This window comes from Klebsiella sp. FDAARGOS_511, assembly GCF_003812845.1.
Classification (GTDB): Bacteria; Pseudomonadota; Gammaproteobacteria; order Enterobacterales; family Enterobacteriaceae; genus Klebsiella; species Klebsiella grimontii.
This window is the reverse complement of sequence record NZ_CP033824.1, coordinates 2,233,237-2,254,438: the sequence shown is the minus strand read 5'-3', so window position 1 is coordinate 2,254,438 and position 21,202 is coordinate 2,233,237. Positions and strand designations below refer to the sequence as shown.

17 protein-coding genes, 1 tRNA gene and 1 rRNA gene are annotated in these 21,202 nt (G+C 55.3%); 6 read left to right on the top strand and 13 right to left on the bottom strand.

All coding sequences use genetic code 11. The features are described from left to right. Positions 1-33 precede the first annotated feature (33 nt). From EGY08_RS11805 to EGY08_RS11790, 4 genes are all read right to left on the bottom strand, one after another. Positions 34-495 carry a hypothetical protein gene (locus tag EGY08_RS11805; protein ID WP_049113955.1) on the bottom strand — a complete coding sequence of 154 codons (462 nt, stop codon included), beginning with the start codon at positions 493-495 and terminating at the stop codon, positions 34-36. A 165-nt stretch (positions 496-660) separates the two neighbouring features. Beyond that, complete coding sequence (locus tag EGY08_RS11800; RefSeq protein ID WP_117076050.1) at positions 661-1,095, bottom strand: VOC family protein; 435 nt, start codon at positions 1,093-1,095, stop codon at positions 661-663. A gap of 140 nt (positions 1,096-1,235) precedes the next feature. Next, positions 1,236-1,559, bottom strand: a complete 324-nt coding sequence (gene symE, locus EGY08_RS11795) for an endoribonuclease SymE (protein WP_004128377.1) — start codon at positions 1,557-1,559, stop codon at positions 1,236-1,238. A 289-nt stretch (positions 1,560-1,848) separates the two neighbouring features. Next, the gene (locus EGY08_RS11790) at positions 1,849-2,553 is read right to left on the bottom strand and encodes a DNA/RNA non-specific endonuclease (protein ID WP_123829425.1); all 705 of its coding nucleotides are present in this window, start codon (positions 2,551-2,553) and stop codon (positions 1,849-1,851) included. Between the two features lie 473 nt (positions 2,554-3,026). On the opposite strand from EGY08_RS11790, the gene EGY08_RS11785 reads away from it, so the two are divergent. Continuing rightward, positions 3,027-4,058 (top strand): DUF1176 domain-containing protein, encoded by a 1,032-nt coding sequence (locus EGY08_RS11785; RefSeq protein ID WP_123828513.1) that lies wholly within the window; start codon positions 3,027-3,029, stop codon positions 4,056-4,058. Positions 4,059-4,267: 209 nt separating this feature from the next. Further along, entirely contained in the window at positions 4,268-5,281 is a 1,014-nt protein-coding gene (locus tag EGY08_RS11780; RefSeq protein WP_016808138.1) for a LacI family DNA-binding transcriptional regulator, read from the top strand. A gap of 136 nt (positions 5,282-5,417) precedes the next feature. On the opposite strand, the gene EGY08_RS11775 is transcribed toward EGY08_RS11780, so the two are convergent. The 6 genes from EGY08_RS11775 to EGY08_RS11750 form a co-directional block, all read right to left on the bottom strand. Further along, a complete protein-coding gene (locus EGY08_RS11775) occupies positions 5,418-5,849 on the bottom strand; it encodes a GlcG/HbpS family heme-binding protein (protein WP_049113959.1) in 432 nt (143 codons plus the stop codon). Then, positions 5,836-6,747 carry a dihydrodipicolinate synthase family protein gene (locus EGY08_RS11770; protein WP_049113961.1) on the bottom strand — a complete coding sequence of 304 codons (912 nt, stop codon included), beginning with the start codon at positions 6,745-6,747 and terminating at the stop codon, positions 5,836-5,838. The genes EGY08_RS11775 and EGY08_RS11770 overlap by 14 nt, the downstream gene beginning before the upstream one ends. Beyond that, positions 6,741-7,568 carry an SDR family oxidoreductase gene (locus EGY08_RS11765; protein WP_004128395.1) on the bottom strand — a complete coding sequence of 276 codons (828 nt, stop codon included), beginning with the start codon at positions 7,566-7,568 and terminating at the stop codon, positions 6,741-6,743. The genes EGY08_RS11770 and EGY08_RS11765 overlap by 7 nt, the downstream gene beginning before the upstream one ends. 23 nt (positions 7,569-7,591) lie before the next feature. Further along, positions 7,592-8,695, bottom strand: a complete 1,104-nt coding sequence (locus tag EGY08_RS11760; RefSeq protein ID WP_004108723.1) for a mandelate racemase/muconate lactonizing enzyme family protein — start codon at positions 8,693-8,695, stop codon at positions 7,592-7,594. Positions 8,696-8,747: 52 nt separating this feature from the next. Then, positions 8,748-10,199: an MFS transporter gene (locus tag EGY08_RS11755; protein ID WP_004117633.1), complete on the bottom strand. Its 1,452-nt coding sequence runs from the start codon at positions 10,197-10,199 to the stop codon at positions 8,748-8,750. Between the two features lie 144 nt (positions 10,200-10,343). Further along, the gene (locus EGY08_RS11750; protein WP_123828512.1) at positions 10,344-11,993 is read right to left on the bottom strand and encodes a signal transduction protein; all 1,650 of its coding nucleotides are present in this window, start codon (positions 11,991-11,993) and stop codon (positions 10,344-10,346) included. Between the two features lie 565 nt (positions 11,994-12,558). Here EGY08_RS11750 and EGY08_RS11745 point away from each other — a divergent pair. Next, positions 12,559-13,923 (top strand): MFS transporter, encoded by a 1,365-nt coding sequence (locus EGY08_RS11745; RefSeq protein ID WP_032742026.1) that lies wholly within the window; start codon positions 12,559-12,561, stop codon positions 13,921-13,923. A gap of 41 nt (positions 13,924-13,964) precedes the next feature. On the opposite strand, the gene EGY08_RS11740 is transcribed toward EGY08_RS11745, so the two are convergent. Together EGY08_RS11740 and EGY08_RS11735 are read right to left on the bottom strand one after the other, a co-directional pair. Beyond that, positions 13,965-15,308 carry an OprD family outer membrane porin gene (locus EGY08_RS11740; protein WP_123828511.1) on the bottom strand — a complete coding sequence of 448 codons (1,344 nt, stop codon included), beginning with the start codon at positions 15,306-15,308 and terminating at the stop codon, positions 13,965-13,967. Between the two features lie 84 nt (positions 15,309-15,392). Then, a complete protein-coding gene (locus EGY08_RS11735) occupies positions 15,393-16,172 on the bottom strand; it encodes a histidine phosphatase family protein (RefSeq protein WP_004128409.1) in 780 nt (259 codons plus the stop codon). 495 nt (positions 16,173-16,667) lie between these two features. On the opposite strand from EGY08_RS11735, the gene surE reads away from it, so the two are divergent. Then, positions 16,668-17,543 carry a 5'/3'-nucleotidase SurE gene (surE, locus tag EGY08_RS11730; protein WP_123829424.1) on the top strand — a complete coding sequence of 292 codons (876 nt, stop codon included), beginning with the start codon at positions 16,668-16,670 and terminating at the stop codon, positions 17,541-17,543. A 68-nt stretch (positions 17,544-17,611) separates the two neighbouring features. On the opposite strand, the gene EGY08_RS11725 is transcribed toward surE, so the two are convergent. Next, positions 17,612-18,736: a cupin domain-containing protein gene (locus EGY08_RS11725; protein ID WP_049113968.1), complete on the bottom strand. Its 1,125-nt coding sequence runs from the start codon at positions 18,734-18,736 to the stop codon at positions 17,612-17,614. Positions 18,737-19,337: 601 nt separating this feature from the next. On the opposite strand from EGY08_RS11725, the gene EGY08_RS11720 reads away from it, so the two are divergent. Together EGY08_RS11720 and EGY08_RS11715 are read left to right on the top strand one after the other, a co-directional pair. Beyond that, positions 19,338-20,877: ribosomal RNA gene (locus EGY08_RS11720) — 16S ribosomal RNA — on the top strand. An 87-nt stretch (positions 20,878-20,964) separates the two neighbouring features. Beyond that, positions 20,965-21,039 (top strand) — tRNA-Glu (locus EGY08_RS11715). Positions 21,040-21,202: the final 163 nt, after the last annotated feature.

The window sequence follows — 21,202 nt, the reverse complement described above, 5'->3', positions numbered from 1 at the left end:
TTATTTAATTCCTTATATTGTAGTTTGTTCTGTTTATTTCTTTTTTATAATTTGATTTATAGAAAAGTAACCAAAAAAACATAAAGAAATTGTAGTCAGGCAATAACACAGAAGGAAGATTATAGATGTTTTTATGATCTTTTCTGGCGTAGAGTTGATGGCAGTATATAATGCTGAGCAAGTCACACCTATCAGTAACGTTGTAATATAGCTAAATATTTTAGCTAAGCATTTTTTAAATTTACAGTTTGAAGGCTTGATAAATATAATGGTTGGTGATGACGCAAACGTTACTCTAACTATAAACAGTATAAAGAAAACATAGAGTAAACTAACTATCCAATCAGGAGGGTAGTTTAAATTCACATCTAAAGATATAGCAGAGTATACTACAACTCCAAGCAAAGACATGATTATTGTATCCAAGGTTTTCTTTATTTCTTTATAATAATTATTATTTTTCATGTTGATAGGGACAATATATGATTTTAACATGCTTATTCCTTAGCCAGTGTAGTTAAAGGTAAATTTACAATACTGAACTTATCTTATGTAGCCCTCATTATTATGAGGGCTTCGATATGGCTAATTCCTGGGCTGGCTCCTGGTCTGACTTAATGCCAACCGCCCAATACGGCCCCTGCCCGGAGGCCGTTATACTTAAAGACTGAAGCCAATCTCCACCGATGCCGCACTGCGTTCCCCCTCGCCATGGTAAACCGCTTCGATGTTGTTACCATCGGGATCGAGTACAAAGGCCGCGTAGTACCCCGGGTGATAAGTTCGCTCACCGGGTGCGCCGTTATCACTGCCGCCGTGTGCCAGCGCTGCCTGGTAAAAAGCATCCACCGTCTCACGATCCCTGGCCTGGAAAGCCAGATGATGGCGACCTGTCGGCTTACCTGCGGAACCGGGGCTATTAATGGATGAAACAACAAGCTCATCAGCCCAAAAATAATCGTCGTAGGTATTCACAACAGGGATCTCAAGGACCGCCAGCACGGCTGTATAAAACGCTTTGCTGGCCTCGAAATCATTTACCACAAGCTGGATATGGTCGATAAGCCTGCCGCGATGTAAAAGGTAAGTCTCCATGATGGTTTCCTCATTCAGTCGTATTAACAGGTATTTATCCGTTATCTAAAAGGAACGTTGTACGGATTTGATGGATAAGTACAGGCCCGGGATGACGATGCATCTCAATCGAAAGGTCATGACATTCCAATCCTGACCCCTCAACCCCGTCCCCCAATCACCCCGATAAACTCTCTGACCTGCTTCTGCTTCCTGGCCGACAGCTTCTCCACCCTGCGCATCGCGGCTTCCAGCTCCGGTTCCGGCTCAACCGCCGTCAGCACAATACAGCCATCCATCACCCGCACCTCCACCCGGGTGCCGGTCGAAAACCCTGCCGCCGCCAGCCACTCGCCCTTCATGATCAGCGCCGGAACAAGACGACGATCTGGCAAACGTCTCACATAACTCACCGTCAACTGACGCTTATTTTTAGGCGACACTTCTGGATCAAACGAATCTACAATACAATCAGCATTAGTCATGGTTGCTATTCCTGGTAAATAGTAATTGTGATCAGCGGTGCGGGTGTGTTGGCGCACATTCGCACCGCGCTAAATAACACCTGTAAACCTAACCAGTAATAAAAATAAAGTCCAGACTTTAATCGGACATAATAAACGCCTTTAACTGCGAATTAAGAATTAACAGAATGCGTGATGCCATTAATTAGCGCCTGTGCAAAATGTTTTTCCTGATATTGCTGAAATAACCGCAAAGCAGATTCAAAAAATAAAAGCGAGATAATACGCGTAACAGGATGCCCATACCTAATTACGGGCACCCCATCTCTTTTGCCAGCATCCCCTTCCGGAACTTCAGGCGGCGGGCGATACCTGCCGGCAGGGCGGACCAGAACGAGAGCGCCGGATGAGTCCGCCGCTCAATCTCCTCCACCGTCACTTGATAATCACAAAAACTGGCGCTTTTGGGCGTCGCCTGATCCAGCAAAAACGCCGCGTATTCGCCTTTATCCGGACTGGAGCCGATAAAAATAATCTTCCAGTAGCCGCTGGGAAGCTCCACCTCGGGCGCGGCGGGCAGGGTGGCGATATGCCGTTCGAACAGCGGCCCGGTAACGGACCACACCGCCGCCACGTCGCGGCGCTCGGCGAGGGCGCGCTCCTTATCCTCCAGCCGCGCCCACGCCCCCTGATTCAGGGCGGAGGCCTGCGGGGTGATATTGGAAAGATAGTTTAACGCCTGCCAGTCTGCGCTGGCGCCCAGCCCGGCGAGCGGCGCCTGATGCCCGCGATCGACCGCCAATGCTGCGCTGGCCCCTTTGTATGCCGCGGGGGCAAGGGTATCCGCAGCGGGTAAATCCGGATCGCGCTTCCAGCTGCGCGAACGCCCGCTGGCCAGGCTGGCTTTGGTGATTTTATACGCCACCCAATTAGCGAATTTGCGGTGGCTGTTGTTATTGAGCGTATAGGCTTCGCGAACCAGCGTCTGCGCGCTTCCGCCGGTCGGGCAGCCCACTTCACAATGATCCACGCCGGATGATGCGGCAGCGCACGCGACGGCAAAAAATAGCGACGGCAGTACGCTGAATACTCGGGATAGCTTCATATTATTGATGACGTCAAAGAAAAGATGAACCGATGCATAAAAGAACCCCCTGAATAACCAGAGCGGAATTCAGCTATGAATCGCAAAGATGAAGTGAGAGCGTAGAAAGAGTTAGCCGGTCGCAGCCGCGCGGAATATCACAAGATGATTTAACATCACGGCGGATGTTATTTTGTGATCCCGGAAATGATGTTGAATGAGGTAATCAGACTCTCAGCCCGCTATTTTCAGCCGGGCTGAACGGGCGGGAATATGCCTGACGACGCGTAAAGCCGTACTGCATCCATGTCGTTGTCTGAAAAAATATCGCGGCAGGGGAAAACGCTTCTCTCTGAGCGGGGGATTACTCAGACTATACGGATGACCGATTAAGGAGAGAAAGTATGAAAAAGGAACTCTGGAGAGGCGTGCTGGCACTGGCCGTACTTAGCCTCCCCGCGCTGGCGAAAACAGGCGTTTCATTCAGCCACAAAGACTGGGAAGTGGTGTGCGATAATACGCTGACCTGCCGGGCGGCGGGATACAGCGCTGAAGAAGGAAGCGGAGGTTCGGTGCTGCTGACCCGCCAGGCCGGAGCGGGTACCGCCCTCTCGGGAGAGCTGATGCTGGCGGAGGTGACCGACAGCGATGTTCTGCCGGGCAAACTGACGCTGTGGATCAACGGCCAGCCGGCAGGCGATGTGAAGCCCGCAAAAGAGAGCTGGCCGCTGTCGGAGAAACAGGCCCGGGCGATCGTTAACGCCATCAAAGGCAGCGGGAAGGTCGAATTTACAGGCGGGGAGGCGCCGTTTGAGCTTTCCGGCGAAGGTGCTTACGCGGTACTGCTGAAAATGGACGATGTTCAGGGGCGAATCGGCACGCCGGGCGCGTTGACCAAAAAAGGCGACAGGCCGGAAAGCAGCGTCCGGGCGGCGATTCCTGCTCCGGTCATTCACCGGGTCATGCCTGAGAAGGCGCAGGAGAGAGCGTTAACCGCGCCTGAGCTGGCGGTGCTCAAGCCGAAGCTTCTGGCCACGCTAAATAACGATGATTGGTGCGATCGCCTCCAGCCTGAGGAGGGGGAGGAGCCTGAAACCATCAGCCTGACGCCGCTGGATAACGCGCATTCCCTGATTTCGGCCTTGTGCTGGCGGGCGGCCTATAACGAGGGATATGGCTATTGGGTTGTGGATAGCAAACTTGAGAGTAATCCAACGCTTATTACGGTTTCCGGTTCTGAGTATGGTGACGGCGAGATTTTTATGAGCCAGAAAGGGCGAGGGCTCGGCGATTGCTGGGGTACGGCGAGCTGGCTCTGGGATGGCACAACGTTCCGCAAAAACCGTGAAGCGACCACCGGGATGTGCCGCTATCTTCGCCTCGGCGGGACATGGGATCTCCCCACCTGGGTGACCGAGGTTAAACCGGCAAAGTGAAATCACGCGGCCAGAATCTCTCCCGGCACACACGCCGACAGAGAGGACAGAGAGGATCTTAACGATCGTCCGCGTAGCGGGATCGCGATCGACAGCGCCAGTGGCGTCAGAAAACTGACGCCTTGTTCAAAATAACAGCGCGGCTAATGTATTGCTAACTCGAATTAGTTTATGATTAAGCCGTTCTGTTCGTTATGGAAAATGAGTTTATGGCCAAAACCGTTGAGCAAGTCGCCAGGGCGCTGGAAATCTCGATTACCACCGTGCGCCTGGTGCTGGGTGGCAAAGCTGAGCAGTATCGCATCAGCGCCAAAACGCAGCAGCGTATTAATGATTACATCGCCGAGAATGGGCTGGTCGTTAACCATATCGCCCGCAGCCTGAAGCTCAATAAAACCGAGACCTTAGGGCTGGTGATCCCGCGTTTATCCAACCTGTTTTTCTCCACCCTGGCGGAAAAGCTCGAAGCCTGCTGCCGTCAGGCGGGGTATCAGCTAATGATTGCCTGCACCTATAGTGACAGCGAGCATGAAAACAGTCTGGTTGAAGGACTGCTGGCGCGCAACGTTGACGGGCTCTTCGTGGTGCCCTCTACCCGGGAAACGCAGCTGCATCACCAGAAGGTAGCGCGCAAGCGGCCGCTGGTGCTGCTCGACCGCGATTTTGGCGAGAGCGACGTGTCGCTGGTGGTGAGCGATAACTACAACGGCAGCAAAAAGCTGGTGCAGGCGATGACCCAGGCGGTGGACGTCTCGCCGATTTTTTTTATCGCCGGGGATACCCAGCAGCCGTCTATTCAGCGTCGTCTGCAGGGCTACCTGAGCGAACTGCCCGCGGGGAAGGAGTGGATATTGTCCGCCAGCCATAACCGTCAGGAAGAGGGCAAACAGCTGATGCTCGATTTCCTCCGTCAGCACCGCGAGCCGCCGAAGGCGTTTATCGCCTCCTCTCTGCCTATTCTGGAAGGGACGCTGAGCGCGCTGCGGGAAACCTACGGCTTTATTCCGTGGGATATTCCCATCGGCACCTTCGATGAACATCAAATGCTGGGATTTCTGCCGAACGCGGTATGGTCGATGCGCCAGGATGAGGACGCCTGGGCGCAGCACGCGTTTCATCTGATGCAGCAGAAGCTGCAGGGGGAAAATGCCGATGTGAAGATCACTGTGCCGATGACCCTGATTCATCGTCCGCTGTCGGTGGAGAAGCAGCGGAGCCAGTAAATGACACGGCTTGTGTGAACACGTCAATCCCCGGCTGCGCTATGCTGGCCGGGGCTACAAATACCGCATCCTGCGCGCGCTGGTAGCCCGGATAAGGCGCGGGCGCCGCAATCCGGGAACCCTTAACGATCCCTCATCAAGTCAATCGCTGAACAAACCGCGCCGCCAGCCCGGCGTCCAGCTCCGGCGGCAGGCCGCTGATCCCGACGCCGCCAATGGCCAGCCCGTCGACGATCACCGGCTCGCCGCCCGGCATCGCCAGCAGCTGCGGGTCGTTAAATACCGCCAGCTGCAGGGCGCCGGCGCTGACCTCTTGCGCCAGCGTTGCCGTCGGACGGCGAAAGCGCAGGGCGCTCCAGGCCTTGCGCTGCGCCAGCTGGCGCGGTAGCGGCGGGCAGCGAGCGTGCGCGCCAAAGGCGATGAGCTCGCCCTCCGGCCCGACAACCGCCACCGCCAGCCCCCGGGTTCGCGCATTGCTTTCCGTCTCCTGTAAAAACCGCGCGACCTGCTGGCACACGACGCTATCGTTCAGACGGACCTGGGGACAAAACACGTCATTGTCCGGCATCGGCGATATACCTCCGTAAGCGCAGATAGAGGTCATCCAGCTCGCCTTTCTGCGCCGCCGTCAGCGCCACAAACGGCTCGCGGGTGGGGCCGGTCTCGACGGTCTCTTTCGCGGCAAGATACTTCGCCGACTGGAACACGCCGCGCGCGACCAGCTGCTCCACCACCTCGTTGATCTGCTGCTGCAGGCGCTGCGCCCGGGCAATGTCGCCCTGCTGAAAAGCGCTGCGCAGGGCGAGAAACAGCTCCGGCTGCAGGTTAACCGTGGTGCCAACCGTGGCCGTCGCGCCCGCCGCGAGGCTGGAAAGGAAGATCTCATCGAAACCGTTAAAAAAGACTTTCTCCGGGTAGCGGGCGATCATCCGTTCCAGCGAATAGAGGTTATGCGAAGTATGCTTCACCCCCAGAACCTGCTCATCGCCGAGCAGCGCGTCGGCGTTCTGGGCATCCAGCTCGACGCCGGTAAACTGCGGAATATTATACAAAATCACCGGAATCGAAATGGCGTCCAGCACCCGACGGTAGTAAGCGATAATCTCCTCGCGGCTATATTTGTAGTAGTAGGGCGGCACCAGCGACACCGCGCTGGCGCCGTCCTGCTCGGCGTGCTTCGCCAGCTCGACGGCATCCCGGGTGCGCGGCGTCCCGACGTGGGCGATCACCGGCACGCGACCGCCCGCCGACTGCACCAGCGTTGCCAGTACCTGCCGGCGCTCATCGAAACGCAGCAACGGCCCCTCCCCGGAGGAGCCGCAGCAGTAAAAGCCCTCAACCCCGCGCGCCAGCTGGGCCCGGGCGAGCGCGTCCAGCGCCGCGTAGTTCACCGACTCATCGGCATGCATCGGCGTCACCACGGCGGAGATAATGCCGCGAAAAACCTGCCATTTATCGCTTACCATGCGGTCCAGCCTCCATCCACCACCACGTTGGAACCGGTCATATAGACCGAGGCGTCGGAGAGCAAAAACACCACCGCGCCGTTGTACTCGTGGGCTTTCGCCATCCGCCCGATGGGGATACGGTTGGTGTAGTTTTTCTGAAAGCGCGGGTCCTGATCGCTGCGCTCGACGCCGGAGAGGGTCAGGGTATTGACGCGAATGCCGTCGCGCCCCCAGTAGGTGGCGCAGTAGCGGGTAAAGTTATACAGCCCGGACTTTGCCGCCGAATAGGCCACCGGTTTGACGAACGGAATGCCGGTGTCCTCTTTTTTATAGCTGTAGATATCCTGCACCGGAGAAACCACGCCGTAGATCGAACCGACGTTGATGATCGAGCCGCCTTTGCCGGCCTGCTTCATGCGCTTGCCGACCTGTTGGGTCATCAGGAAGGTGCCAACCAGGTTCACTTCCACCACCTCGCGGAACACCTCTTCCGGAAACTCTTCAAACGGCCCGGAGACTTCCGGCGGCGCGCTGGGCTGGGTGTCGACGCCCGCGTTGTTGACCAGGCCATCCGGCACGCCCCACTTCGCTTCAATGCTATCCAGCACCCGGTTAATGCTGGCTTTATCGGTAATATTCACTTCCGCGCACAGCAGGCGATCGGAGTCCTTAATCGCCCCCAGCACGCGGTCGACGCGGGCGGCATCGACGCGGGTGGCCAGCGCCGCCACCTTCGCGCCGCGGTCGTGTAACGTCTTCACGTACTGCGCCCCCAGCTGTCCCAGGCCGCCGGTCACAATGATGACCTTGTCTTTAACCGAGAATAACGAGTCTTCCATTGTCCTTTCCCCTCACTGCGTGGTTAGATTTTGTGGGTTGCGAGGTAATCACGATCGAGAATAATGCCGTGGCCCGGCCGTTCGCTCGGTACGTAGTAGCCGTCCACCTCTTCGCCCGCTTCGGCGATGATGCGCAGATCTTTCCAGCGCCCGCCGTCGGTCATCTCGGCGTATGAGATATTCGGCACCGTAGCCAGCAGGCTGGCGCTGAGCTCCATGACAAAATGCGGCGTCATCGGCAGGTTGTGCGCGCGGGCGACGGCGGCGATATCCAGATAGCCGGTGATCCCGCCGACGCGGCCGAGATCCGCCTGGATATAATCCGCGCTGCCGCTCTCGATGTACTGCGTAAACTGGTTTAAGTTATAGACGTTTTCTCCCAGCGCGATAGGCGTGGCGCTGCGTTCGCGCAGCCGCAGGTGGCCGGCGATATCGTCGGAGGGCAGCGGCTCCTCAATCCACAGCAGGTTAAGCGGCTCGAACAGCTTGAATGCGCGCAGCGCCTGCGGGAAGTTCCAGCCCTGGTTGGCGTCCACCGCCAGCGGGAAGCCCGGCACCGCCTCCTGAATCTTACGCAGCCGCTCTACGTCCTCTTCCAGCGTCGGTTTGCCCACTTTCACTTTCGCCGCCAGGTAGCCGGTGCTTTTCCAGCGTTTGACCTGGTCAATCACTTCCTCAATGGACAGATGCAGGTTGATGCCGCTGCCGTACAGCGGAACGCGATCGCGCACGCGGCCAAGAATGTCGATAATCGGCGCATTGAGGGTTTTACCTAACAGATCCCAGTAGGCAATATCCAGCGCCGCCAGGGCATGGGTGGTGACGCCCGCGCCGCCGACGTCGTGTACGTGTTTATACGAGCGATGCCACAGGCCGCGTGGGGAGAGCGGCTGGCCAATAACGTCCGGGATAATCTCGGCAATCAGCGCGGAGATGGTTTTCCCGCACCAGCCGGAAGTGTGGCTAAAGCCGGTGCCGACGTGGCCGTTAGAACCGTAGACGTCAACAATCGCCACTTCGATATCGGTGACGTGGTGAATCTGATCCCCCCACGGGCCTTCCGGCAGCGGAACGCGGGCGGTCATCAGTTCGATATTTTCAATTACGGGCATTTTTGTGCTGTTCATCTGATTCCTTCCTTTATGGGTTCAGCGGGGGCCGCCCCTGCGGCCCGGGCGGTTAATGTTTGGAGGCCGGGGATTCATGCCCCTCCAGGGCGATTGCCGGGCTGGCGTCATGTTCTCGATCGTTCTCGTCGCCCACCGCATGGCCGAAGACTTCCGGTAGCAGGAAGATAGAGGCAAGGAAGGCGCAGAACGGCGCGATCGCGATAATCATTGAGGCGACCGGTACGCCGACCGCTTCAAACAGGGCCGGGAAGACCAGGGTGGTGACGAAGGCGGTGACCTTGACGATGGTGTAGCCGATGCCGGAGGCCACGCCGCGATAGCGCGGTTTTGCCACCAGCGAGATCACCGTCATGCCGCTTTCGGAATCCCAGTAGTGGCCCCACAGCATCAGCGCCGCGCCGAAAATGATAAAACCAAAGCTGCTGCTGTAGACGCCCCACGCCGAAATTGAGATGCCGATGGTGACCAGCAGGAAGCCGTATTTGCTCAGCCCCTTATGCCCGAGCTTCGGCAACAGCAGCGGGCCGACAAACGCCGAGAGCGCGGCGATACAGTTCACCGCCAGCAGGGCGAGGTTATTCTGGATCTGTCCGGAAATCCCGATGGTCACGAGGATCAGCGGCAGGAAGAAGGAGAAGGCGTAGTTTTCAAACGACTGTACGGCGCAGGAGAACCAGCCGAACAGGGTGGTGCGGCGGGTAAACGGACGGCGGAACAGATCGTGCAGCGTCTCTTTGAGCGTCGGGTCGGCGATGGTGACATTTTCGTTGGGCAGAATGTCGTCCAGCAGACGGCCATCCTGTTCGCCGTAATAGTCACGGGAGGCTTGTTTCGCTTCGATAAAGCGGCCGCGTTCGACGAACCACGCCGGCGTCTCCGGCAGCTCCCGACGCATAAACAGCAGCAGGCAGGCCGGGATCGCCGGGACCGCCAGCACGATGCGCCAGATCATATCCGGGTGAACATCAAGCGCCACCAGCGTGGTGACCAGCAGAATGGCGGCGATAATCCCCAGCGCGAACATAAACTGCCAGCGGTTAGCCATCACTTCGCGCTTGCCCTTCGGCATCACCTCCATGATGTAGGTAAAGCCGTTAGCCACGTCCGCGCCCACCGGGATCCCGGCGAGGCAGCGAATAATCGCCAGCCAGTACATATTGGGCGCCAGGCCCTGAAGAACGGCGAAGATCGCGAACAGGATCATCGACCAGAGGAAAATTTTACGCCGTCCGAGCTTATCGGTCAGCCAGCCGCCGAGCAGCGCGCCGACCACCGCGCCAAGCTGGGTGCCAGCGGCGGTAAAACCAAGCAGCCAGCTGCTGGGCTCATAAATATCTTTCAGGGCGAATAAAATAAACGCCATGGAATAAATATCCCATGACTCAATTAATAATGCGGTGATCATCAGCCATCCCGCTTTGGTGCAGCCGGGGGCCTCCTGCTGGTCGAGCCGTTTCTTTGCCTTCTGGATAATAAATTCAATATGTTGCTGCTGATACATATAATCCTCTCATATCCGGGCAGGCGGAGGGCCCGCCCGGACAGATGCGCGTTAATCCGCTCTTTATGGGTGATAAAGAGACGAATGAAGCGGATGTTTGCCAGGATCGCTAACAACGTAAAAATTACATAAGCGAATCAGTTGTTATTTCATTAATAAATGCGCATCGCCTGCGATAAAGACTTTCATATTTTGCGTCAGCGCCTGAGCAATAAAGGCGTTCAGCACTTCGGATAATACCTCCTCTTCTACATAAGCCAGACTGAGATGGTTGCTCTGGTGGCCCGCCATCAAATCGTCGCGCGAAACCCCGTCGAGAACGGCGTTGAGTAATGGCCACTCGTAGTTGGTCGCCCGGCGGCGGCGTTCGAATTCGTCATGCGGCAGTTCGACGGCGGTGCCGGTGCCGATATGCAGGATCACCTGAGTGCCTTCGTAGTGCGCGCGCGCCCAGATAAAGCGTCCGGCTTTGCCCTGACCGGCGATGGTCGAGCCGCCATAGGGGAAGAACATCGCCGGCTGGCGATAGCCGGTGGCCCCGGCGATCCCGCCCTTCAGATGGGCGAACGGCACCGCGCCGGAGATCTCCAGATCCCAGTAGAACGTGCCGTTGTATTCGCTACCCCAGCGGATATCGTGAAGGGTGGTTTCGCTCGCCATCCCCAGCGCGCCGAGCAGCTTCGCCAGCATCACCTGCGGGATGGCGCTACCCATGTCTACTTCGTTGATGCAGGGGATCGGCGCGTCCGGACAGACGATCTCGCCGTTCTCATCCGGGATCGGGAAACGCTCCGCGTTGCCGATGGCGCCTTCGGCAAAATCCGAGGCGGCGCAGCTGTCTTTGAGCCCCTGCTGATACTGCACGCCCACCGCCGTCAGGCCGAAGCGCTTCACGAAGCGCACCATGGCGATCATCATCGCGCACTGTTCCAGCACCTGCTCCCGGGTCAGATCCTTCGCCCCGTCGGTGCCGAACAGGAAGCGCATGCCGCGGGTCTCATACCAGTCGAGACAGGCTTCGCGCAGGGCGGTCGGCACCTTGTTCATCTCAACCAGCAGCGCCGATTGCGACAGCGACTCCACCGGCATCCCCACGTCGATCATCGCTTTTTGCGGGAACACGCCGTTGATCATCCCCATACAGAAGGTATCGAACAGGCCGACAATGGCCTTGTGTTTGAGGATCGACTGCCCAACCTTCACGCCAACCTGTCCGGCTTCGCTGGCCAGCAGCGGCGCGCTGGGCGCGACCGGATGCAGATAGCCGAGCTTATGGCTGAGATGGCCGTCGCGCAGCCAGGTGTCTAAGCCGCGAATAAACGCCTCGTCGGCGAAGGTTTCCGACCACAGCCGCGAGTAGTTGCGCTCCAGGCTGGTGAGGCAGCCTGCCATACAGAGCATGCCGACGAGGCCCGGCCAGGTACCGTCAAAATTGGCGAGCAGCAAAATAGGGCCGCGATGATGTACCAGCGAAGGCGCAAGGTGATGGGAGTATTGCCAGGCGGTCAGCAGGACAATAATCGGCGCATCCGGATCGATCCCGGCGAACAGCTCGCTACCCTCTTTCTGGCTACTGATAAACCCGTGGCCGCGCTGCTCGTTGACCGGATGGGCGCGGCGCAGGCGATAGCCTAATGTTTCCAGCGCCGTTTCCAGACGCTGTTCAAACAGCTTCTGCGTGGGCCAGCAGGTGACGTTAGCCGGTTCGCGGAGATCCGCATTGGTCACCATCAACACTTCGCCTGGCTGCGGGGTAATAAGTTCGGCTTCCGCGGGTAACGTTAAATTCAACATGTGAATTTCTCCTGTAGGGGATAGGTCGCTTAGTTATCGTTGAGCGTGCTGCGCCGGGGTAAGCGCGGCATCAATCGTTTTATTTTTGGCTAATTTCTTTGGCTAACTCGAATTAGCAAATTAGGTCAAAAAAAAGACAGGAACAAACTCTTTACCGGGGATTTGTGATGGCTATCAATGCGTAATTATTAAATTATTGATATTTAAATATTAATTTTTAAACGGCAGGTCTGGTGTTCAGCAACGCTTGCTAAAGCGACATAAAGGCGTGCAGAAAAGCGGGCGGAAAGCGCTGCGAGGACGGTAAATCAGCGTTTAATATTTAATTAATTGAATTTAATAAATTATTTACGCCATATTTTGAGCGATTTGCCTCGCGGCGCTGGTGACGGTGTCAAAATATAACCGATCCTGGTCACACTCTTTTAGCATTTACGTTGTGAATCTCCGTATCTTGTTATAATTAGCTAATTCGAGTTAGCTTGCTGGCGATTTTCCCTCGCCACCGCTGTTAACCAGGCGCTGCCCGACTTAACAATAATGATTCAGGACAGAGGATTTAATGATGACTATGCTTACCTCGCCCGCCATGACCCCTGCAAAAGACGAACAAACATCGCAACAAACCCATGAAAGAAGAAAGCTGATCACCGTGCTGGGCTCCGGTCTTTCTGGCACAACGATTGAGTTCTATGACTTTTTTATCTACGGCACCGCCGCCGCGCTGGTGTTTCCATCGCTGTTTTTTCCTAACCTCTCGCCGCTGATGGCGCTGCTGGTATCCTTCCTGACGCTGTCGATTACCTTCGTCAGCCGACCCATCGGGGCCATCGTATTTGGTCACTATGGCGATAAGATCGGCCGCAAGAAATCGCTGGTTCTGTCGCTGATGATTATGGGTATTTCGACGTTTTTCATAGGCTTAATCCCCAGCTACGACACCATAGGTAACGCCGCGCCGTTGATACTTATCTTTTTGCGCCTCTGCCAGGGCTTTGCCATCGGCGGCGAATGGGGCGGGGCGACGACGCTGATCACCGAGTATGCGCCGCGCCATCGCCGGGGCTTTTTCGGCACCTTTGTTCAGTTGGGCAACGTGCTTGGCCTGTTTATCGCCACCGGCGTTTTTGCGCTGGTGGTGATGCTGCCGGAGGATGACCTGATGTCCTGGGGCTGGCGCGTGCCTTTCCTGTTAAGTATCGCGCTGCTGTTCGTCGGGATGTTTATCCGCTCAAGGATCGAAGAGACGCCGGTGTTCCAGGAGAATCAGAAACAGCAGCAGAACGCGCCGAAAGCGGCGGAGCAGAAGTTTCCCATTCTCACCGTACTCAAGCATCACCGTAAGGCGGTGTTCCTGGCGATGGGCATGCGCATGGGGGAGATTGTTCTGGGCTGGCTGACGGTGGCGTTCTTTATGTCCTATGTGACAAGGGAACTCAACTTTACCCGCGAAACGGCGCTGAACGGGCTGCTGCTGGCCAGCTTTGTCGGCATTTTTACCTTTCCGTTCTTCGGCTGGCTTTCCGATAAAATTGGCCGCCGACCGGTCTATCTGGCCGGAGCCGCCATCACGCTGATCTTTGCTTTCCCGCTGTTCTGGATGATCGACTCCGGCTCGGTGAAGATGTTTATGTTCGCCACCACCTTCTGCTATTCCGTGGGGCTGGGCATGATGTTCAGCGTTCAGCCGGCCTTCTTTTCGGAGCTTTTTGACACCAGCGTGCGCTATACCGGCGTGTCGCTCGGCTTCCAGCTGGCGAATATCGTCGGCGGCTTAACGCCGATGATCGGTACCTTGCTGCTGGTGTGGTCCGGCGGCGCATCGTGGCCCATCTCGCTGTTTCTCGCCTGCATGGCGCTGATTACCATCCTGTGCGTCTGCGTGACGCGGGAAAGCTATAACGATGAGCTTAATGAGGTGAAGAAGTAGCCGGGAAGGGTTGCCCCGCCATGACCGGCGGGGCGGGCGAATCAGAACAGGTTAAATTTATATTCGATAATCACTTCCGAAGAGAGCGAGTTGGCCCGGCTGTAATGGCCGTCGGTGAGCACCGGCGTTTTACCATTCATCTTATAGGACCAGCCCGGCCCGAACATCGCCCAGACGGTGAGATTTTTCAGCCTTGGGTGCGTCGGCACCCAGCGGCTGAAGGCGTTAATTTCCCCCGTACGGACGTGGTTGCCGCGGTAGTTAAACTGGGCGATGTTGCCGGCCAGACCGATCGCCAGTTCCGGCGTCAGGTTATAGTCCGACATATTAGAGAGAACCAGTTCACCGTCGCGCATATAGTCGTTGCCGGCATAGGCCATTGAGATAAAGGTCCCGCGCGAGTTTTTACTCATATGGCGCGGGTAGAAGCCCACTTCATTGGCCTTGTTCGCATCGGTATAGCCCAGACCCCACTTGGTGCTCCAGTTGTCCGCCTGCCACTTCACATCCATGGCGATGTGCCAGGCGTCGTCGTCAAAGTCACGCTTATTCGCCGGCATCGCTTTATACTCGTCCAGCGCGTGAGTGGCGTAGACCTGAGTACCGATGTTCAGCGCTTTTATCGGCTTAATATTGGTAAACAGAACATGGCGGCGCAGATAGTTGTCGCTTTCACCATAGCCGTACTGCATGTTCAGGTGCTCGCTTTGCCACAGAATATCGCCGCTGGCGATATGGTTAATGTACTGTCCGCTGTTGGTCTGGAAGCGTTTCTTATCCGGCGAGTTACGATCCATCGCACTTTCGATGTACGCGCCGCGCAGCGTGAAGGGACCGTAGTTCACCGCGCCGGTCCAGCCCAAATAGGTGGTCGGGGAGAGGCGGGTCGAGTTGGAGATGACGCCAAAGTTTTTCATCGTCTGCCAGCCCCAGCGGGCGTTCAGATGAGTGTCCGCCAGGCGATACTGCAGCTTGACGTTGCGTTGACCAAATTTGGAAAAGCCTTCAGCGTTGCTCTTTTTATTCCCGCTGCCGTTGTTATAAAGCACGCCGCGGGAGTTAAAATAATCGCTGGCGCCGAGCTTAACCGCTCCGTAGTAAGTGGCATCAAAGCCAATAATATCGGCAAAATAGCCGGACTGATAATCGACGGCCACGCCCTGACCCCAGGCATTATGGACTTTCTTTGGCTCGGTCTCTTCTTCCTTAAGATATTTCCAGTAGTTTTTAAACGACAAATTCATATGGGACTGGCTAAATAATGGATCGTCGAGCACGGTATCGATATTATCGCGCTCCTTCAGGCTGTTAGTGGTCGAAGCTGACCAGGCGCTGGCGGGAATAGCCAGCAGCATAATGGCGACTGTTGTAGTATTGATTTTCATAATAAACCCCAGAGTAGGGACGCAGCGATCCAGGCGAGGTGTTTTCGCCTGAAGTCTGCCGTAATAAATAATTAAGCGTGGGTATTATTTTTTATCGAGAGCCTGTTTTCCGGCTTCAACATATTTCATGGTGCCAATTTCTGGAACGGTATATTTGCCGTCTTTATAAACAATTTTCACCACCGCGGCATTGGCAAGCGGCTTGTTTTTCGCGTTATCGTCGGTTAAATCGGAGATCATGATCTGCATTGCGGTACCGGATGAAATCGCCAGCACGTTTTTATCGCCCCGGGCCTGCGCGTTTTCAACGATAGTGTGCAGCGCTGCCTGGGTGCGGGTTTTTACCTGCTGATAGTTTTCCGCCATGCCCTTGGGATCGGCCGCTGCCAGCGCGTTCTGGTTGGTATCAACGGCCAGGGTGCCCGCTTTCATTTGGCTGAACAGCGCAGCGCCGTCTTTAAGCCCCAGCTGTCTGGCGCCGGCGTCGGCCATATCTTTGTTATAGCCGCCTTCAAAACCGCCGAAGAAGGCTTCTCGCAGGCCGCTTAACTCGGTAAGTTTGTAATTACTTACTCCGGCTTGCTTAAGGATCACCTGCATGGTTTCACGCTGACGTCCGGCATCGCTGGAATAGAAGCTATCAAACGGAATACCTTTAAGCCCCTCGCCGAGATAACGAGCGACGCGAATGCCGTCTTCGGTAAGCGGTGAGTCCGCCCAACCCTGCACCCGGTCAAACGTATTCAGCAGCGTTTTACCGTGACGGGCGAAATAGATATTCACGCCGTCATCGTTTTTAACTTCCGCCGCAGAGCAGGTTGCCGCACCTGCCGCCATCATTAATGCTATTAGCCACTTCTTCATATAACGCTCCACCTGAATGGTCTTTTTATAAGCAAAAAAAAACCTACGTCAGATATTCGACGCGAAGCATAAATAAGGTTATGTTCGCTCGAACGTCTATGACGTAGGTTTCGCCTGTTCTAAACAGTAACAATCCAACATGGGCGACGTTAGCACTAATTATGAAAAAAGACACCCTCTATTTATTATTAATGTCAATAAATGTGATCGTCTTCATGGAGGTAATTTTGCTGATTGAGTTGTATCTTAAGTTTAATTTTCAGATTAATTGGCGGTTTTCGGCTTGAATAATTTTAGAGGATTGATCTCCATCACAGAATAATGATGTCTGGGCTGGACTCTTTTACGCTCTGGCGTTATTTTCGCAACACTCTGGGATTGTTACTGACCACAGGCAAAACCTAAGACTCCCGTCCGCCAATGAGGCGTGCGGCAGGAGTCTTAGGTTTTTTTTTGCGCCTAAGAAATACCTCTGCTACCCAACAAGGAGTGATGATGAGAACGAAAATCCTGACTGCCGCCATTCTGGCGTTATCTGCCGCTGGCGTACAGGCTGCTGAAAAACCGCTGAAAATACTGCTGGTTAACGATGATGGCTGCCAGTCGGTGGGGACCACTTCGCTACAGGAAAAACTGGCGGCCAAAGGGTATGACGTCTGGATGGTGGCACCGGCAACGAATCAGAGCGGTATCGGATCGGCAATTACTTTTAAGACGGGTAAAGTTTTTGATGTCAAAAAAGCCGCTGACAAACGCTATTGCTTCCCCGGAACCCCCGCCGATGCGCTGGATTTTGGCCTGTGGGGCGTCCTGAAAGACGCGCCGCCGGATCTGGTTATTTCGGGTGTTAACGATGGCCCCAATACCGGTATGGCGCAGGTTAACTCCGGCACCGTGAGCGCCGCGGCCCGCGCCGTACGCTACGGTTTCCCGGCGATTGCCGCCAGCATTGGCTACCGATTCACGGAAGAAGAGATGAAGAACAAATGGCCGAGCACGCATAAGTACTGGCCTGATTCGGTGGATTATGTCGTCTCGCTGGTGGATAAACTTAACGCCGCGCATAAACCGGGAAGCCCGATTATGCCGAAGGGGGTCGGGTTGAGCATTAACTATCCGCCGCTAGCGTCGGCTGAAATTAAGGGCGTTCATTATATTGAGAATGAACAATTTCCTGTGCCGCAGATTGGTTATGAACTTCTGGCGGACGGGACCGCCAAACAGACGATGAATCCGCAGGCGATGAAACCGGCGGAAGGGGATAATGACTCGGGCTGGCTCAACAAAGGATATATTACTTACACCCTGTTTGATGGTTCATGGAACGCGCCGCAGTACCAGCCGCAGTTTGAGGCGCTGCTCGGTAAATGATGCTGTAGCGATAGTAAAGAAGAAGGCGCGGGCTCCGCGCCTTCTTTATATGAACCGATGATGAAGTGCTATTCGTCGAAGAACCAGTAGCCCTGGTTAATCAAACGGGTCAGATCGGCGATAAACGCCGGATTGCGCAGCGCTGCCTCGCCTAGCTCCTCTTTACCCAGCAGGGTATAGCGGCACAGCGCATCCAGAGCCGCGGGGTCGGTTGGCTCCAGCTGTTCGCTATTCACAAAGAAGCTGTCGCCGATGTGCAGTACGCGCAGGCCGCTCAGGCGGGTCAGCATTTCACCGCCCATCAGCGCGTCGACAATCTCCTCTTCTTCAAAAGGCGGTTCAGCGGGCGCAATATCCAGCTCGTGGCGCGGCGTGGTGGCAAAGCGCCCAAACCAGCGGCGGAAATCTTCTGGCTGGCTAATCATCTCGATCATCATGCCGCGCAGGCGTTCCAGTTCATACTCTTCTACCCGTCCCGGGTGTTCGCGACAGGTTAAATCCGGATCGCTGTAGTGCTCGCCGCCGAGATCGTTTTCCAGCGCGTAATCGGCAAAGCTGCTGATCAAATCGCGGCCGTTTGGCCCGCGGAAGCCGACGGAGTAATTCAGCGCCGTTTCGTGAGTGATCCCGTCATGCGGGAATCCCGGTGGAATATAGAGGATGTCGCCAGGTTCCAGATCCTCATCAATAATGGGCGGGAACGGGTCGACGTGCAGCAGCGCGGGATGCGGGCAGAACTGACGCATCGGTAGCTTATCGCCCACGCGCCAGCGGCGGCTGCCCATGCCCTGAATAATAAAGACGTCGTACTGGTCGATATGCGGGCCCACGCCGCCGCCCGGTACGGAAAAGGAGATCATCAGATCGTCCAAACGCCAGTCCGGCAGCACGCGGAAGGGGCGCACCAGTTCAGTTGCGGGCATATGCCAGTGGTTTACCGCCTGAGCCAGTAGCGACCAGCCGGTTTCGCCCAGGCCATCAAAATGTTCAAACGGCCCGTTGCTGGCCTGCCATTGACCGTTCTTGAGGCTCACCAGTCGACTATCGACTTCCGGTTCCATGGCCAGCCCGGCCAGCTCATCCGGCGTAATCGGATCGACGAAATTCGCGAAAGCCTTCTTTAATACGACTGGCTGCTTTTGCCAGTACTTTTCTAAAAACTCGGGCCAGTTAATGTTGAGTTGATAAGCCATAGGTTTATACCAATAAGAAGAAACGGGCCTGATTATAGAAATAGGCACCCTCAAGCCGCTTTGTCATGGGTCAAGGCTGGTGCTTAATTCATCATCTGAAGTCACGACGCGGTAAAAGAGGGGGAAACGTAAAGCGGATAACGTTGATTTTCGCAAAATGTCGCTTTTGCCTGAATTCGCTGCAGCCCGCGTGGCGTCTGGCTTTTCCCCATTTTTTCTGGCGTGGATGGGGCGTGGGAAGTTTAAATTATGAGCGTTTGATAAGTTTTTTGTATTTTAAGGGTTGCTATATCCCGGCAGCTCCCTATAATGCGCTCCCACTGACACGGCAGATGTGAATCACTTCACACAAACAGCCGGTTGGTTGAAGAGAAAAAATCCTGAAAAACAGGGTTGACTCTGAAAGAGGAAAGCGTAATATACGCCACCTCGCAACGGTGAGCGAAAGCCGCGTTGCACTGCTCTTTAACAATTTATCAGACAATCTGTGTGGGCACTCAAAGTGACATGGATTCTTAACGTCCTCGGACGAAAAATGAATACCAAGTCTCTGAGTGAACACGTAATTCATTACGAAGTTTAATTCACGAGCATCAAACTTAAATTGAAGAGTTTGATCATGGCTCAGATTGAACGCTGGCGGCAGGCCTAACACATGCAAGTCGAACGGTAGCACAGAGAGCTTGCTCTCGGGTGACGAGTGGCGGACGGGTGAGTAATGTCTGGGAAACTGCCTGATGGAGGGGGATAACTACTGGAAACGGTAGCTAATACCGCATAACGTCGCAAGACCAAAGAGGGGGACCTTCGGGCCTCTTGCCATCAGATGTGCCCAGATGGGATTAGCTAGTAGGTGGGGTAACGGCTCACCTAGGCGACGATCCCTAGCTGGTCTGAGAGGATGACCAGCCACACTGGAACTGAGACACGGTCCAGACTCCTACGGGAGGCAGCAGTGGGGAATATTGCACAATGGGCGCAAGCCTGATGCAGCCATGCCGCGTGTATGAAGAAGGCCTTCGGGTTGTAAAGTACTTTCAGCGGGGAGGAAGGGAGTAAGGTTAATAACCTTATTCATTGACGTTACCCGCAGAAGAAGCACCGGCTAACTCCGTGCCAGCAGCCGCGGTAATACGGAGGGTGCAAGCGTTAATCGGAATTACTGGGCGTAAAGCGCACGCAGGCGGTCTGTCAAGTCGGATGTGAAATCCCCGGGCTCAACCTGGGAACTGCATTCGAAACTGGCAGGCTGGAGTCTTGTAGAGGGGGGTAGAATTCCAGGTGTAGCGGTGAAATGCGTAGAGATCTGGAGGAATACCGGTGGCGAAGGCGGCCCCCTGGACAAAGACTGACGCTCAGGTGCGAAAGCGTGGGGAGCAAACAGGATTAGATACCCTGGTAGTCCACGCTGTAAACGATGTCGACTTGGAGGTTGTTCCCTTGAGGAGTGGCTTCCGGAGCTAACGCGTTAAGTCGACCGCCTGGGGAGTACGGCCGCAAGGTTAAAACTCAAATGAATTGACGGGGGCCCGCACAAGCGGTGGAGCATGTGGTTTAATTCGATGCAACGCGAAGAACCTTACCTACTCTTGACATCCAGAGAACTTAGCAGAGATGCTTTGGTGCCTTCGGGAACTCTGAGACAGGTGCTGCATGGCTGTCGTCAGCTCGTGTTGTGAAATGTTGGGTTAAGTCCCGCAACGAGCGCAACCCTTATCCTTTGTTGCCAGCGATTCGGTCGGGAACTCAAAGGAGACTGCCAGTGATAAACTGGAGGAAGGTGGGGATGACGTCAAGTCATCATGGCCCTTACGAGTAGGGCTACACACGTGCTACAATGGCATATACAAAGAGAAGCGACCTCGCGAGAGCAAGCGGACCTCATAAAGTATGTCGTAGTCCGGATTGGAGTCTGCAACTCGACTCCATGAAGTCGGAATCGCTAGTAATCGTGGATCAGAATGCCACGGTGAATACGTTCCCGGGCCTTGTACACACCGCCCGTCACACCATGGGAGTGGGTTGCAAAAGAAGTAGGTAGCTTAACCTTCGGGAGGGCGCTTACCACTTTGTGATTCATGACTGGGGTGAAGTCGTAACAAGGTAACCGTAGGGGAACCTGCGGTTGGATCACCTCCTTACCTTAAAGAACCTGCCTTTGTAGTGCTCACACAGATTGTCTGATAGATGTAAAGAAGCAAGACGGCTGCGAAGTCGTGACACCTCGTGTCCCCTTCGTCTAGCGGTTAGGACTCCGCCCTTTCACGGCGGCAACAGGGGTTCGAATCCCCTAGGGGACGCCACTTGCTGGCTGTGAGTGAAAGGCACAACCAACCGATATCTCAAAACTCATCTTCGGGTGACGTTTGAGATATTTGCTCTTTAAAAATCTGGATCAAGCTGAAAATTGAAACGACACACATGTTATGTGTGTTCGAGTCTCTCAAATTTTCGCGACACGACGAT